At 67.0% G+C, this 15,380-nt stretch carries 12 protein-coding genes; 8 read left to right on the top strand and 4 right to left on the bottom strand.

Going from position 1 to position 15,380, the window contains the following annotated elements; genetic code table 11:
• The first annotated feature begins 82 nt into the window (after positions 1-82).
• Both ACP69V_RS04915 and ACP69V_RS04910 read left to right on the top strand, forming a co-directional pair.
• Positions 83-1,102 carry an NADP-dependent oxidoreductase gene (locus tag ACP69V_RS04915; protein ID WP_426022890.1) on the top strand — a complete coding sequence of 340 codons (1,020 nt, stop codon included), beginning with the start codon at positions 83-85 and terminating at the stop codon, positions 1,100-1,102.
• A 66-nt stretch (positions 1,103-1,168) separates the two neighbouring features.
• A complete protein-coding gene (locus ACP69V_RS04910) occupies positions 1,169-1,588 on the top strand; it encodes a hypothetical protein (RefSeq protein WP_426022889.1) in 420 nt (139 codons plus the stop codon).
• A 738-nt stretch (positions 1,589-2,326) separates the two neighbouring features.
• On the opposite strand, the gene ACP69V_RS04905 is transcribed toward ACP69V_RS04910, so the two are convergent.
• Together ACP69V_RS04905 and ACP69V_RS04900 are read right to left on the bottom strand one after the other, a co-directional pair.
• Positions 2,327-3,211, bottom strand: a complete 885-nt coding sequence (locus ACP69V_RS04905; protein WP_426022888.1) for a hypothetical protein — start codon at positions 3,209-3,211, stop codon at positions 2,327-2,329.
• A 577-nt stretch (positions 3,212-3,788) separates the two neighbouring features.
• Complete coding sequence (locus ACP69V_RS04900; RefSeq protein ID WP_426022887.1) at positions 3,789-6,278, bottom strand: TonB-dependent receptor plug domain-containing protein; 2,490 nt, start codon at positions 6,276-6,278, stop codon at positions 3,789-3,791.
• A 270-nt stretch (positions 6,279-6,548) separates the two neighbouring features.
• Here ACP69V_RS04900 and ACP69V_RS04895 point away from each other — a divergent pair, with 270 nt between their 5' ends.
• Genes ACP69V_RS04895 through ACP69V_RS04885 form a run of 3 tightly spaced genes read left to right on the top strand, consistent with a single transcriptional unit; the run spans position 6,549 to position 9,987 of the window.
• Positions 6,549-7,277 carry an ABC transporter ATP-binding protein gene (locus ACP69V_RS04895; protein ID WP_426022886.1) on the top strand — a complete coding sequence of 243 codons (729 nt, stop codon included), beginning with the start codon at positions 6,549-6,551 and terminating at the stop codon, positions 7,275-7,277.
• On the top strand, positions 7,274-8,710 hold the full coding sequence (locus ACP69V_RS04890) for an ABC transporter permease (protein WP_426022885.1): 1,437 nt from the start codon (positions 7,274-7,276) through the stop codon (positions 8,708-8,710). Before ACP69V_RS04895 ends, ACP69V_RS04890 begins: the two co-directional genes overlap by 4 nt.
• The gene (locus ACP69V_RS04885) at positions 8,710-9,987 is read left to right on the top strand and encodes a DUF3526 domain-containing protein (RefSeq protein WP_426022884.1); all 1,278 of its coding nucleotides are present in this window, start codon (positions 8,710-8,712) and stop codon (positions 9,985-9,987) included. Before ACP69V_RS04890 ends, ACP69V_RS04885 begins: the two co-directional genes overlap by 1 nt.
• On the opposite strand, the gene ACP69V_RS04880 is transcribed toward ACP69V_RS04885, so the two are convergent.
• Both ACP69V_RS04880 and ACP69V_RS04875 read right to left on the bottom strand, forming a co-directional pair.
• The gene (locus tag ACP69V_RS04880; RefSeq protein WP_426022883.1) at positions 9,984-11,276 is read right to left on the bottom strand and encodes an ATP-binding protein; all 1,293 of its coding nucleotides are present in this window, start codon (positions 11,274-11,276) and stop codon (positions 9,984-9,986) included. The two genes, ACP69V_RS04885 and ACP69V_RS04880, sit on opposite strands and share 4 nt — an antisense overlap.
• On the bottom strand, positions 11,273-11,926 hold the full coding sequence (locus tag ACP69V_RS04875; RefSeq protein WP_426022882.1) for a response regulator: 654 nt from the start codon (positions 11,924-11,926) through the stop codon (positions 11,273-11,275). Before ACP69V_RS04875 ends, ACP69V_RS04880 begins: the two co-directional genes overlap by 4 nt.
• Before the next feature lie 62 nt (positions 11,927-11,988).
• Between ACP69V_RS04875 and dsbD the strand changes: the two genes are divergently transcribed.
• The 3 genes from dsbD to ACP69V_RS04860 are packed head-to-tail and all read left to right on the top strand — an operon-like array spanning position 11,989 to position 15,375.
• Positions 11,989-13,887 (top strand): protein-disulfide reductase DsbD, encoded by a 1,899-nt coding sequence (gene dsbD, locus ACP69V_RS04870; protein ID WP_426022881.1) that lies wholly within the window; start codon positions 11,989-11,991, stop codon positions 13,885-13,887.
• Positions 13,884-14,678 carry a prolipoprotein diacylglyceryl transferase family protein gene (locus tag ACP69V_RS04865; RefSeq protein ID WP_426022880.1) on the top strand — a complete coding sequence of 265 codons (795 nt, stop codon included), beginning with the start codon at positions 13,884-13,886 and terminating at the stop codon, positions 14,676-14,678. Before dsbD ends, ACP69V_RS04865 begins: the two co-directional genes overlap by 4 nt.
• Positions 14,679-14,700: 22 nt before the next feature.
• Complete coding sequence (locus ACP69V_RS04860) at positions 14,701-15,375, top strand: DsbA family protein (protein ID WP_426022879.1); 675 nt, start codon at positions 14,701-14,703, stop codon at positions 15,373-15,375.
• The last annotated feature ends 5 nt before the right edge of the window (positions 15,376-15,380 follow it).

The following is a 15,380-nucleotide window of genomic DNA, read 5'->3' as shown; positions in this document are numbered from 1 at the left end:
TTTCGCCCCGATTATCAACTGCTCAGACCGACATCATCTTGATCTCCAGAAGACGCTTCGGCGCCCATCAAGGATCAGGACGATGTTGAACCAAACCATGAAGGCTGTCCGCCAGCACGCGTTCGGCGGCCCCGAGGTGCTTCGCTACGAGGACGCGCCGAAACCAACGCCGGCCGCGGCGGAGGTCCTCATCCGCGTTCACGCCGTCGGCCTTAATCCGCCGGACTGGTACCTGCGCGACGGCTACAGCGCCCTTCCCGCTGAGTGGCAGCCAAAGGTGGAATTTCCTCTGACCCTGGGAACGGATGTGTCCGGCGTCATCGCCGCGGTTGGTGACGGCGTTACAGCCTTCGCGGTCGGCGACGAGGTCTATTCCATGGTGCGCTTCCCTGCTGGCATGATGGGCGGCAGTCAAGGTTACGCCCAATACGTCACCGCCCCCGCGTCTCAGGTCGCACTCAAGCCGCTGAACCTCGGTCACGCCCAGGCCGCCGGCGCTCCGATGTCGCTGCTGACCGCGTGGCAGTTCCTGGTCGAGCTGGGCCATAACGAACCCAATGCCCTTCAGCCCGACCAGCACCAGCCGCAGTCGCTCGCGGGCAAGACCCTTCTGGTCAACGGCGCCGCCGGCGGCGTCGGACATTTCGCGGTACAGGTTGGCAGGCTGAAGGGCGCGAAGGTGATTGCGGTCGCCTCGGCCGCCCAGGCGCAGCTCCTGCGAGAACTCGGGGCCGACGAGATCATCGACTACCAGACGACCAGGATCGCCGATGTGGCGCACGACGTCGATATCGTCATGGATGTGATCGGCGGCGCCGCGGCGGAGGCGCTCATTCCGGTCATCAAACCAGGCGGGGCCCTGTTCCTCGCCTTCCCGCTCGGCTTCGAAGGCGCCGCGGCCGCGACACAGCGGAACATCACGGTCTCGACAACCCAGGTCCGGTCCAACGGCGACCAGCTGAAGGACCTCGCACGTCTGCTGGACGACGGAAGCCTGCGCACCGTCATCGACAGCCGCTTCCCGCTAGCGGACGCCGCCAGAGCGCACGAACGGGCGGCACGCGGACACATCCAGGGAAAGATCGTTCTCGACGTCGCCTGACCCGGCCGCGCGCCCGTGACGTCGCCCGACACCGATCATCCGCCCTTTCGACCAAAGGATCCCAAGATGGACCATTCCAAGATTAGGCAAGGCACGACGGCCTGGTTCCACATGGTCGGCCAGCTCCTGACCCGGGCCGCCAACGAAGCCAGCCTGCCGACCTCGCTCAGCGTCTCGTTTGTCGAGCGGTACACGGACGGGTCCGAGGTCGCCGGGGGCCTGGTGCAGGGCATCCGCTTTGACATCGCGGACGGCCGGCCTTCGTTCAGGGTCGGGGCAGGACGCGACGAGACGGCGGACGTCGTGGTGGAGCTCACCGCGGACGCCGCCCGCCGGCTCAATACCTTGAGGACGGCCGACCAGGCCTACTCCGCAGCACTCCAGAACTATCTGGAGGGAGGCGAGATGCGCGTCACGGGCGACCCCTCCCGGCTCGGCTCATGGTTCGAGGCTGTCCACGACGCGATCGTCGAACGAACCGGCTGATCTCCTTCGTCGAGCTCATCAACACACCGCCCCAAGCACCCTGTCTCTCACCCACCGTCGTGAAGAACCCCCTCATGAGCAAGCTCACAAAATGGCCTCAGCGCTCGGGGCCGCCCTGGCGATCGCCGGCGCCGGATTCCCGGCGATCGCGTCGTCTGCCGAACAGGCGGCGGCGATCAGACTCTACGCCCTTGATTGCGGCCTGACCCAGTTCACCGATGCAGCGGTGTTTTCGGACACCGGGGAGTACGACGGCAAACCGATCGAGCTGCCCACCCCTTATCTGCGCCTGCCGTGCGCCCGTGGGGGGCGAAGGCCTGGGCGTGCTCCTTGTTCGCCGGACAGTAGAGCATGTGCCCGGTCTCATGGACTTCGTCGCGGCCCCGTATCTGTTCCGAGTATCGTCCCCCCACGATCAGGCTGAGGCTGGCCTCCCGGTGGGCGTGGGGTTTGATTCGCCTGTCAGGCTCGTAGTCGACCAGTCTGACAGCACCAAACCACGCCATGACTCCCAAACGTTCCTGCTCGTTACAGGAAAGGTGATTCGGCCTCATCCCGGCAAACGTCAAGCTTGGTTTATGGATGGGCCGATTCAGCCCCGGGTTTGGAGCCGTCGCCGGAACTCGCCCGCACAGGCTCGCTTGACCTCCGATACCGACCACGATGGCAGCCCGGCGCCCGACGGGGCAACACGAACAGGATCGGTTCGCCTACGATGCTCGACCCGGTCTTACAGCGCTATGGAGTGGCACGCGCTCTCGCGATCAACTGGTCAACGGCCTCGATGACCAGAGGCTGAGCCTGCTCAGCCGGCATATTGGCCAGGGTCTGCAAATCGTGGGTTCGACCCAGTTGCTCGGCGACCAGAAATCCCAGGTAATAGCCACGGCGTTGCGGCAATGACGATGTGGCAGGCCCGCCGAAGCCGAACAGGTCGCTGTAGGCAGACGGGTCTTTCAGGGTCAGAACCTGGCGCAGCGCGAGCAACGACGGCTCCAGTTGCAAACGCGTGGCGGCGGCCATGTCGTCGGGCAGTGTGAGGAGAAGCTCAGCTTCGCTGGCGGCCGGATTCAGCTTCGACGCGACGTAGGTCGCAAGACCTTCTTGCCAGAGCGAACACCAGATCGCCTCGCACGCGCCAAGTCGGGGGCGGTGATACAGGTGGAAAAGCTCATGATGGAAGAACGCCGCTTCGTTCGTCACGTCGGCATCGTGGAACGCCACCATCCCGTCCACGCCGAAGAGCAGGAACGCCTGACCATCGATGACCCGGGTGCCGCCGTCGAATTCACCGAGGGAATGGAGCACCCATATGGGCCGATCAGGCTGGAAGTCCGGAAAGGTCTCGGCGAAAACGGAGGTGTTGCGCGCGAGATCCCTGTCGAAGGTCTCGAGCTTCAGGACGTAGGCGTCGCGGATGGCACCGAAGCTCTCGATCGACCTTGCGATCGTACCGTCTCGCTGCTCTTCCGTCATCAGCCCGTTGAAGCGGGCATGGCCGTAGAAACCCGGAAATTCAGGCGCGACGTCGCGTTTGAACAGAACGACGCGTTCGGCAGTGGTCTTGTCCCGGGTCGAGTCCCAGAAGCCCAGGAACTCGCCGGCGATATTGTGAACCTCCAACGCCGGGGCCCTCCGCCCCGACGTCGGGAGGTGCGAAGTCCTGCTCTGGCTGTGGCCCGGTGTTCCGATCGCTGAGGTCAGCAAGATCGCGGCGCCCAGCACCGCGAGCTGCGATCTTAATGAAGTGTGTTGAATGTCGATCTCCCCCGGCGATCACCCGGCGATCACCCGGCGGCAGTTACATGGCTCGGGATCATATGCAACAAACCGGATGCTGCGGTTCCTGACCCGCCACGCCGCAGAATTGCGCCAGCAGGGTGCCGAAGCCGAGGCGCGATGGAGGATCGACGACCGGCTCTCGGCGTCCGTCGGCGCGGCGTATCTCGACTCTGAATACCCCTCCTATCCCGACGCCAACGCCCCTGCTTGGGCCCTTGGCATGGAGTTGCTTTGGAGGCGCGGGTGCGACAGCAGCAGACATTGGCTCACCGCCAGAAGGCGGACGCTCCGAGAGTCGCGAATGAGTCAGAGGCGGCCGTTGGTGGAAGGTCTGAGAAGCGCATCAAGTGGTCTTTGCCTAAGGGCACAGAGCGGAAGTTCGTCAGCCACCCTGCGCCCCCAGGAGTTAATCACCGCTTCAGAACGTCAGGCCCACCCTGAAGAACATCGACCGGCCGCTGAAGCCGAACGGCGAGATGGCGTTGTAGGGCTGGGTTCCGGCGTTGTCGGCGCCGTTGGTCCCGGCCGCGACGCTGGCGACGCTTGAGGCGATATTCTCGTCCGGATAGACGTCGAACAGGTTCTGGGCCCCAAGGCTGAGACGGACGGCCGGGGTCACTTCCCAGCTGATTTCGAGGTCGGTCAGCCATGCGGCCCCAAAGGTCTGGATCAGGTCGGCGTTGCCGGCGGCTCCCACCGGAACCTGGCGCACATCATAGCCGGGCGTAAGGACGGCGATCTGGTCCGGCGTCCGGTTGGTCAGGGCGACGGTTGAGACCTCGCCGTATCGGGTGTTCGTCAGCGAGACGCCGAACGGACCCCGCGCATAGTCCAGATCCAAAGTGACCTTGTCTCGGGGCAGGCTGTCGGAGAAGCGAAGCTGCTGCGTCAGGTCGAACAGCGGGGTGGTGATGCCGAGCGCTGCGAGCGGAGCCGGCGTGCCGGCGATGCGATCAAACTCGGTCTGGGTGTAATTGCCCGCCAGCGTCCCCCTCAGCTGGCCGCCGTCGGCGAAGTCATGCCGGTAGGCCACCACCAGATCGACGCCTTCGGTCGTGGTGTCCACGGCATTGGTCACATAGGAGATGGCGCTGAAATTCCCCTGGCCGTTGGCGGCCAGATAACCCGTCAGGCGTGCATCCTGGAAGGTCGACGAGATGGCGATCCGATCCTCGACCTCGATGCGGTAGGCATCCAGGGTCGCGGTGAGGCCGCCCCGTTCGAAGACCAGGCCGGCCGACAGATTGCGCGACGTCTCCGGCTTCAGGTCCGTCGCCCCGACCAGGCGGGCGGCCGGACTGTCCACGGCCGCGACGCGGACGATGGCCTGCTGACCGTTGAGGATCAGCGTATTCGACGCATTGTATCCCGATTGGGCCAGGGCGGGCGCGCGGAAGCCGGTGTTCCAGGATGCGCGGGCCGCCAGGCCGCCGATCAGGTCCAGGCGGCCTGACACCTTGTAGTTGGTCGTGTCTCCGAAGTCGGAATAGCGCTCATGGCGCAGGGCCGCCTGAAGCAGCAGCCGCTCGCCAAAGGCCTTCTGCACCTCGCCGTAGACGGCGTAGCTGTCGCGATCGAGGGCTGCGGTGTCATCGGGGCCCGCCGAGGGGCCCGGTTGGGCGCCGATGGGCGCGGGTCGCCCCGCGTTCGGCCCGTCGAGAATGGGGACCCCGCCGCTCCGGAAGCCGTCGAGATCCCCGGACTCCAGCCCGTAGGCTTCGCGTCGATACTCGAACCCCAGCGCCAACTCGATCGGCGCGCCTGAGCCCGCAGCGATCCTGCGCGTCAGGTCGAGGTTCGTGGTCCACTGGTCGAAATCCGCACCGAGGCGACGGAAGCGGATCGGCGAAGCGGCGCCAAGGGAGACGTTGACGCTGTTGTCGTAATAGAGGTCCTGAACGTTCCGCCCGAAGACGCTGGACAGATCCCAGCCGAAGCCCAGCAGGTCGTCGCCCCGAGCGCCGACGGCGACTGATACGTTCTCGATCCGCGTGTCCAAAAGCGGCCGATAGCCGTCCGGATAGAAGGCGCGCAGCGTTTCGTCCTGGCCTGCGCGGCGGAAGAAATATTCGATGTCTCCGTCGAGGCGACCGTAGCCGCCAAAGGAATAAAGCTCCACGTCGCCGGAGGTCGGCAGGACGAGGTTGTAGAAGATTTGACCGTTGGTGCTGGGCTGGTCGCCGAAGCGGAAGACGCGCCGGTCGATCGTCGCCTCGCGCGGATCCAGTCGCCCGTTCGAAGGGGTCAGCCCAACGCCTGAGCCATAGTTGCCGGAAATCGTTGTCGGCAGACCGGCCGCGTTCGTTCCGAAATACTGCTGACGGGTGTCAGGACGCGACCGGTCGGTTCCTTCGCGCTTCTGGAACGAGGCAGTCAGGCGCAGTACGCCGCCATCACCGATCGCGAAGCCGGATGAGGCGCTCGCCTCCCAGAATGCCCCGTCACCTTCGGCGGTGACGCCCGTCGTAGCCTGGGCCCGGCTTCCCAGCGAGCCGTCAAGCATCAGGTTGATGACGCCTGAAATGGCGTCGGATCCATACTGGGCTGAGGCGCCGTCGCGCAGCACCTCCGCCCGCGACAGGGCGAACGAAGGGATGGCGTTGAAATCAACGGACACATCGCCCCGGCCCACGCCATTGCTGGCGTTAAGGTCAGCGGAGGTATGACGTCGCTTGCCGTTCAGCAGCACCAGAACCTCGCCGGGTCCCAGGCCACGCAGCGAGGGCGGGGTGAGGTAGTCGCCCACGCCCGATCCAAGGGGGCGAGGCGCGTTGAAGCTTGGCACCTGCACCTTGAGCATCTGGATGAGATCAACCCGGCCGCTCTGCTGCAAGGTATCGCGCGAGATCGCATCGACCGGCGTGGTCGATTCCGTCGATGTGCGGGCGCCGAATCGGCTTCCGGTCACGATGACCTCGCCCAACTGATCGGCCGCGCTCCGTGACGAGTCCTGAGCTGCAACCGGGCTGGCGAATGCGAACGACGCGAGGGCCGTTGACGCCATCAGCGCCGGTGCGAACGTCTGTAGTAGGGACAAAGGAGCTCCGCTTGTAATGTTATATCGTAGCGTCTATTCGGCAGCAGTCGTTGCGGTCAAGGGCCGTGACGATCCGGCGAGCGACAGTGGTCGTCGCCAAGGTGGAAGGCGGCTGTGGCCGCGCCAGGCAAGGAAACGAAGATGACCGCTGCGATCGAACTCGACACCGTCAGCCTCAGCTATGGGTCGCACCGCGTTCTGGACGGCCTGTCCCTGAGCGTGCCCGCCGGCAGCATCACCGCCCTCCTGGGCGGGAACGGCGCGGGCAAATCGACCACCTTGTCGGTCCTGCTCGGGTTCGCCCGCGCCCAGTCGGGACAGGTCGCGGTCTGCGGCGTCGATCCGGGTCGGGACGCAGATGGCGCGCGTCGCAATCTGGCCTATCTGCCCGAGAACGTAGCTCTCTACGAGCATCTGACGGCGTTCGAGAACGCCGATTACCTGCTTGCCCTTTCCGGCGCCCGTCGGGACCGAAAGGAAATCGCCGACGCCTTCGCCGCAGCCGGTCTGCAGGACCGCGCCTGGACCCAGCGCCTCGGCGGTTTCTCCAAGGGGATGCGGCAGAAGGTGGCCATCGCCGTCGCCCTGTTGCGGCAGACGCCGGTGCTCCTGCTTGACGAGCCGACCTCGGGTCTGGACCCGCGCGCCACGGCGGATTTCAACACCCTGGTGTCGGCCGTCCGTGATCGCGGCGCGGCCGTCCTTATGGTCACCCACGACCTCCTGAGCGCCGCCGATGTCGCCGACCGGATCGGCTTTCTGGAAGCGGGACGCATTGCGGACGAAGTCTCCGCCAGCGGTCCTGAACGGTTCGATGTCCGCGCGCTCCATGCCCGGTTCTCCTCCGGTCGCGAGGCCATGGCGGCATGAACGGCGTCGCCCTGATCGCGCGGGATGAACTGCGCCTGATGATCCGCAATCGCGTCGCGGTCATCGCCTTCGCCCTCCTTATCCTGCTCACCCTCGTCGCCTCCCTGAGTTCCTGGGCGCACCAGCAGGGCATCGCCGAGTTGCGCGCACGGCATCAGGCTGAAGCCGAACAGGCGTTCGACGCCCAGCCGGATCGTCACCCCCACCGGGTGGTCCACTATGGCTCCTTCATCTTCCGCCCGCTGGGGCCGCTCGCCGCCTTCGATCCGGGCGTCGACGCCTTCACCGGCAACAGCATGTTCCTTGAAGGCCATCGCCAGAACTCGGCGAACTTCGGCGATGTCCGCCAGAGTTCTCTCCTGGTCAGGTTTGGCCAACTCACCCCGGCCTTTGTGCTCCAGATCGTCGCGCCGCTCCTGCTGATCTTTCTCGGCTACGGCGTGCTGGCACGCGAGACCGAGCGGGGGACCCTGCGGCTCCTCCTCCTGCAAGGCGTCTCTCGCCGTCAGATCGTGCTGGGCAAGCTTTCCGCCCTCGGAGTAGTGGCCATTCTGGTGGGGCTTCCGGCGATGATCGGCTTCTTGCTGATCGCCGGTCAGCCCGGCGCCCTGGCGCTGCCCATGTCCGTCATCGCCGTCGGCTACGGCCTCTATCTCGCCCTCTGGATCGTCATCATCGTCCTGGTCTCCGCCAGGGCCGGACGGAGCCGCGACGCCCTCATGGCCTTGGTCGCAGTCTGGGCGGTCGTCGCCGTGCTGGCGCCCCGGATGACGCCCGACATCGCCAGCGCGGTCACGCCCCTGCAGAACCGGTTTCAGACCGATGTCGCAATCGCCCGCGATCTGCGCAGGACGGGCGACAGCCACAATCCCGACGACCCGCATTTCGCAGCGTTCAAACAGTCGGTGCTGGACCGCTACGGGGTGACCCGCATCGAGGACCTGCCGGTGAACTACAAGGGCCTCCTGGGCATGGAGGGCGAGCGGCTGACGTCGGGTCTGTTCGACCGTTACGCCAGGGCCAGCTACGACGCCCAAGCCCGTCAAAACGGCCTGGTCAACGCGATCGGCCTCATCAGCCCGGCCATCGCCGTCCGGTCCTTGTCCATGGCCGCCGCCGGCACCGACTTCGCCGGTCATCGTCGCTTCCTCGAGCAGGCGGAGGCCTATCGCTACGACCTTGTGCAACGGCTCAATCGTCTTCAGGCGGAGGATGTCAGCTATAGCGACGACACCGCCCAGGATCCTGGAGCCGACCGGCGCAAGCGCATCGGCTCTGACAATTGGCGGCTCATGCCTGATTTCGCCTATCAGCCGCCGGCCGGAGAGACCCTCGCGACGGCCGCCCTTCCAGGCCTGGCGATCCTGCTCGCCTGGTTTGCGTTCGCCAGCCTGCTCCTGAGCCTGTCCACCCGTCGACTGGGAGCGCGCTGATGACCCTCTTGAGCCACGAATTTCGACTGTTCCTGCGGGCGCGTCTGTCGGTCATCGCCGTGATCCTGCTGACGGTGCTTACGACGGCCTCGGTGATCGCGGGTCTTGCCGAGATCGGCCGCCAGCGCGCCGCGATCGCGGCCATCGCGCCGGCCCAGGCCGAGGACATCGGCGCCGTAGCCGACTGGATCGACGCCAAGAAGGACGCCGGCAGTGCCGGCTACTACAGCTTCCATCCGACGTGGGATCCGCCTTCACGTCTCGCCTTCGCAGCTCTCGGCATGCGGGACGTCTCCCCCTACATCCTGCGTGTCCGGGCCCTGGGGCTCGAAGCGCAGATCTATGACGGCGACACCTTCAACCCCGAGCTGGCCCTGCCGGGTCGTTTCGACTTCGCCTTTGTCCTCGTCTTCCTGGCGCCCCTGTTCGTCATCGCCCTGTTCCACGATCTGGTCTCGGGAGAGCGAGAGGCCGGCCGCCTGCGGATGCTGCAGGCTCTTCCCGGCGGCGGCCTGTCCTTCTGGCTCCGCAGGAGCGGGCTGCGTCTGGGTCTGCTCTGGGCCGCGCTGGCGCTACCCTTCCTGATCGCGGCCATGGTGTCGGGCGTCGCGCCGCTGACGATGCTGGCCGTGCTGGGTCTGGCGTTCGTCTATCTTTTCTTCTGGGTCCTCGTGTGCGGCCTGACGAGTCGGCTGCGGTGGAGTTCGGTGGCCAACGCCGCGACGCTCGCCGCCGCCTGGCTCGTCCTGGTGCTGATCCTGCCCACCCTGGCCAACGTCCTCGTCAACCGCGCCATCCCGGTCGACCAGGGCGCCGAGATCGCCTTGGCCCAGCGCGAGCGGGTCAACCGTGCCTGGGACGTCCCGCGCGAGGAGACCATGCGCCGGTTCTACGCGGGCCATCCTGAGTGGGCCGACTCGCCGCCCCTGACAGACGCCTTCCATTACAAATGGTATTTCGCCTTCCACCAGGTCGGAGATGAAAGCGTCGCCGATCAGGTCCACGCCTACAGGAGCGGGCTCGAGAGCCGCGACGCAACGGCTCGTGCGCTGGGTTGGGTCCTGCCCTCGGTCGGGGTGCAGGCGCTCATGACCCACATGGCGGAGACCGACCTGCAGGCCCAACTCGCCTACCAGGACCGCATCCGCGCCTTCCACCGCGACCTGCGCCAGTTCTACTACGGCTACCTGTTCCGGGACCGACCCTTCGCGAAAGCCGACTTCGCAAAAGCCCCCCGTTTCGAGCCTGCCGCAAACGCGCGCAATCCAACGCCCTAGGTCGCTGGAAGACGCGCCTCAACACGAAGGCCCCCATCTGCTGACCGGAGAAACTGCACCTGTCCCCCATGGGCCTTCACAGTGGCGAGGACGATGGAAAGTCCCAGACCGCTCCCTCCGGAGGGTGCGTTCGATGCGCGGAAGAAGCGCCTGCCCAGCCGATGCAGATCCGAGAAGGCCACGCCCGGTCCGTCGTCCTCGACGATCAAACGTCCGGAAGTCGGGTCGTAGCTGATCAGGATTGAGGATGCCGCGTGCGCCTGTGCGTTGGCGAGCAGATTGGCGGCCGCTGCACTGAAGCGATCTGGATCCACGTTGAGCAGCGCGTCACCGTCGACGAACGAGACCCGACCATCGCCTTCCGCTCCTGCAAACAGCGATCGGAGCGTCACCCAGCGGCGATCTTCCTCGCCGACCGGCATCTCGTCCTCGCGCGCCAGGGCGAGCAGTCCTGTGACGAGGCGGGCGGTGCGATCGACAGAGGTCTGAATCTGCTCCAGCGCGCGGCTTCGAACGGCAGGATCCGAAGACGACGCCGCAATCTGCGCCTGAACGCGCAGGCCTGCCAGAGGGGTACGCAACTCGTGCGCGGCGGCGGCCGTGAACTCGGCCTCGCGACGCCGTGCTGCGCCAAGGCGTGACATCAGGTCGTTCAGCGCCAGGGCGAAGGGACGGAGTTCGCGGGCGTCCGGCGATACGTCTAACGCCGTCAGATCTTCCGCATCCCGTACCGCAAGGCTGCGGGTCATTTGTCGAATAGGCGCCAGCCCCCGCCCAACCGACCACCAGATCAGCACACCCAGCGCCAGCAGACCAAGGACCGCCGGACCGATCAAGGCGGTGACGACATTGCCGACCAGGTGTTCGCGAACGGCCAGATTGTCCCCGACCATGACCCGGAAACCGGCGTCACGATCATGCACAGTATAGACGCGCCAGCGCTCGCCCCGGATCGTGCGCTCAGAAAATCCGTCGCCCCCTTCCGACAACCGCTCGGCAGGTGCGCTTTGCGACCGACCGATCAGATCGCCTTCCAGCGACCAGATCTGGCAGGAGAGCTGACGGTCGTAGACATCGGCGGCCCCGGTGTCCGGAGCCTGGATCGCCGGGCGCACGCTGCCGGCCTGCATCAGGGACGAAACCATGCGGGCCGACTCCATCAGGCGCCGGTCCAGCACCCGTTGCACTTCGGCCCGGGTCTGGATTTCGACCCAGACGACCGCGCCGCCCCAGACCAGGGCGGTCACGAGCGCGAGAGTGACGAACAGACGCAGGCGGATCGAGCTCATTGCAGGGTGTATCCCACGCCGCGCACGGTGCGGATGAAGCCGGCTCCCAACTTGGCCCGCAGATAGTGGATGTGCACTTCCACGGCGTTGGAGCCGATCTCCTCCTGCCAGCCGTACAGGCGTTCTTCCAACTGACCGCGCGAGAGGACCTGTGCGGGCCGTTCCATCAGGGCCTCCAGGATAGCGAACTCACGTCTCGAAAGGGGCAGGTCCCCCTCTTCACGCCAAGCCAGACGCGACTTGGGATCGATGGTCACCCCGCCGTGGCGCAAGGCGGGGGTCGAACGTCCGAGCAGGCGACGCCGCACCGCGCGCAATCGCGCGGCCAGCTCGTCGAGATCGAACGGTTTGCCGACATAATCGTCCGCGCCGGCGTCCAGACCCACAATGCGGTCCCGACTGTCATCGCGCGCCGACAAGACCACCACCCCGACATCCATGTCGCGCTCTCGAACGAAACGCAGCACCGAAAGGCCGTCGCCGTCCGGAAGGCCCAGGTCCAGCACGACCGCATCGAACGCCGAACTCTCAAGCGCCGCGAGGGCATCCTCGACCCGCCCGACGACCTCGACCGTCCAGCCACAGGCGCTGAGCCCGACCTGGAGGCCGTCAGCGAGAACGGGATCGTCTTCTATGGCGAGCAATCTCATGCGGTGTGACGTGCAAGCTCCGGCTTAAGCCTGACTTAAGCTCGCTTGCCGACGAGATGGCCATGAGGTTTTTCCGCCGACTGCTGCCCGCCGCTCTCGCAATCCTGTCCTTCGCCCTGCCGGGTTCGGCTCTGGGTCAGGCTCCGCTTTCGCCTGACAAGGCCTTCGCCCTGACGGTGACGCGTGAGGCTGACGGCGACCTGGCCTTCGCCTGGGACATTGCGCCTGGCCATTATCTCTATCGTGACCACACCGTCGCCAGCACGCCGGGCGGGAAAGAGTCTCTGCCGCTGGAACTGGCCGCCGGCGAAACCAAGGACGATCCGGGCTTCGGCGTCGTCGACGTCTGGCATGACGCGGGTCGCGCGATCCTGTCGGCGCAGACGTTGACGCAGGCCGGCGAGCCGACGTCGGTCAACATCACCTATCAGGGCTGCCTCGAAGACTCGATCTGCTACCCGCCGATGACGCGCACCATCGACGTGCCGACCCGGCCGCAGTCCGACGTGGCCGCGCGGGAGGCCGATGCGCAGACCGCACAGGCCGCGGCCATGCTGGCGATCCAGGCGCCGGGCGCTGCACCCGCGCCCGAGAACGACGAGGGAGCGGCGGCGCCTTCGCCGGTCGCGTCATCGCCGGCGGTCACTCTGGACGCCAACCCGGGCTTCGTCGATCGCCTGGCGCTGCAGGGCGGGGCGACCTGGGTCCTGCTCGCCTTCTTCGGCTTTGGCGTGCTGCTGGCCTTCACGCCCTGCGTCTTTCCCATGTATCCGATCCTGGCCGGCGTCATCGGACGCGGCGTGGACGGGCGCGGTACGCGCCGAGGCCTGATGCTCTCGGTCGCCTATGTGCTGGGCCTTTCCATCGCCTTCGCCCTCCTGGGCGTCGCGGCCGCCTGGTCCGGACAGAACCTGCAGATGGCGCTCCAGTCGGTTTGGGCCGTGGGCGCTCTGGCTGTCGTCTTCGTCATCCTCGCCGCCTCCATGTTCGGGGGCTTCGAGTTGCAACTGCCCTCGACCTGGACCAGCCGCCTCTCCCGCGACGGCGGCGACGGCCGGCGGTCCCTGCCCTCAGCCGCAGGTCTGGGCTTCGTCTCCGCCCTTATCGTGGGCCCTTGCGTGACCGCGCCCCTGGCGGGCGCCCTGCTCTATATCGCCCAGACCGGCGACGTTGGGCTGGGCGCGGCGGCCCTGTTCTTCCTGGGCCTGGGCAAGGGGGTGCCCTTGATCGTGTTCGGCACGGTCGGCGCGCGCTTCCTGCCCAAGGCCGGGCCGTGGATGGACCGGGTGAAGATGCTGTTCGGCTTCATCTTCCTGGGCATGGCCTGGTGGCTGGCCAGCCGCATCCTGCCGCCGACCGCGACGCTGGCTCTCGGCGCGGCGCTGGCGCTCGGTCTGGCGGCGGCCCTCGGCCTGTTCCAGCCGCTGAGCCCGAACCTGAGAAACGGCGTCGCCCGGGTCGCCGGCCTGGCGGCCGCGACCTGGGGCCTGTTGCTGCTCGTCGGACTCAGTCTCGGGGCGGACGACCCGTGGCGCCCGCTTGAGCCCCTGGCGCGTCCCGCTGGAGCTGGAGCCGCAGCCGCCGCGCCGGTCGAAACCGCGGCGGTCGTGCTGGATCAGACGGCGCTGGACCGCGCCGTCGCCGATGCCGGCGCGCGCGAACGTCCCGCCCTGGTCTATTTCACCGCTGACTGGTGCGTCAGCTGCAAGGTGATCGAGCGGACGGTGTTCGAGGACCCCGCCGTCATCGCCGGCCTTTCGAACACCGACCTCATCAAGGTCGACGTCACGCGCAGCACGCCCGAGGCGCGCGCGCTTCTTGAGCGGCACGAGGTGGTCGGGCCGCCGACGATGATCTTCCTTTCGCCCTCGGCGACCGAAGCGCCGGGCAGCCGACTGATCGGAGAGACGTCGGCCCAAGACGTCGCATCCGCCCTGCAGAGCGCCGGAGCCGCCGCATGAACGCCATCACCCTGGGCCCGCTCGTCCTGTCGGGAGAGCGGTTCGCCATTATCGCGGGCGTGTTCGTCTTCATGATCGGCGCCGGACTGCTGGCCAGCCGGGTCAGCCCGCGCTTCAACCTGTGGAGCACAGTTCTGGTCTTCGGCGGTCTGGCGGCCGCCCGCCTCGGTCACGTGGCGACGCACCGGGAGTATTTCGGGGCCGACCCGTGGCGAGCGCTCGCGATCTGGCAGGGCGGGTTCAGCTGGATCTGGGTCGCGCCGGTCGTGATCCTGGCCACGATCCTGCTGCTGCGCACGACGCGCGAACGCGCCTGGGCCATTGCGCCTGTGCTGGCCAGCGCCCTGGTTTGGACCACCGCCCATCAGTTGGCCTCGGCGACGCAGCCCATGGCGCCGCCCGCCCTGACGCTGGCCGCGATGGACGCCCCGCCCATCAATCTATCCGCTCCGGGCGACCGGCCCACGGTGATCAATCTCTGGGCCACCTGGTGCCCGCCCTGCCGGCGCGAGATGCCGGCTTTGGCCCAGGCCGAAAAAGCCCATCCGAATGTGCGCTTCCTCTTCGTCAACCAGGGCGAGGGCGAAGCCGGCGTTCGCGCCTTTCTGCAGAGCCAGGGGCTGGCCCTCGACCATGTCCTGTTTGACGAGGCCATGGCGGTGCCGCGCCACTACGGCACGGCCGGCATTCCGGTGACCCTGTTCCTCCACGCCGACGGCCGTCTGGCCAAGGCCCACATGGGGGAAATCGCCCCCGAACAGATCGCGACCGAAATCGCGCGTCTGCACTGACCCCTCGCCTCACGGAGCTTCCATGAACCGCACCTTCGCCCCTGCCCTCGCCGCCGTCCTGGCGCTCGCCGCCTGCGGCCCCGCCGACGCCGACAACGGCGCGGCGCCCGCCAGCCCTTCCGCCGCCTCTGGACAAGACATGCCGCCCATCGCCCAGGTCGGCTTCAACGACCTTCTGCGCGACCCAGCAGCGCCCTTCATCGGCGCCCAGAACGCCGATGTGACCATCATCGGCTTCGTCGATTACAACTGCCCCTACTGCAAGAAGATGCAGCCGGAGATCGACGGCCTGCTGAAGGCGGACCCCAAGGTGCGCGTCCTGTACAAGGACTGGCCGATCTTCGGCGACGTGTCGGAGACCGCCGCCCGGACCGCCCTCGCCGCCAGTTACCAAGGCAAGTACGAGGCCGTCCATAACGCCTTCATGCTGTCGCCGTCGCGCATCGGCGACCAGGCGGACATCACGCGTCTGGTCCAGTCGGCCGGCGTGGACATGGCGCGCCTGAATCAGGACCTGGCCGATCACCGCGCAGACATCGACGCGGTGCTCGACCGAAACGGCCGAGAAGCGGCGGCCCTGGCCCTCCAGGGCACGCCCGCCTTTATCATCAACGGCAATCTGATCCCCGGCGGCATGCCCCAGGCGCAACTCGCAGCCGTGATCGGTCGTATCCGCTCCGGACAACCGCTGCGCTGAGAGTC

The sequence above is a fragment of the Brevundimonas sp. PWP3-1b1 genome (genome assembly GCF_049896065.1).
In the GTDB taxonomy this organism is placed as follows: domain Bacteria; phylum Pseudomonadota; class Alphaproteobacteria; order Caulobacterales; family Caulobacteraceae; genus Brevundimonas; species Brevundimonas intermedia_B.
The sequence above is the reverse complement of the archived record's forward strand: the minus strand, read 5'-3'. Positions and strand labels throughout refer to the sequence as shown.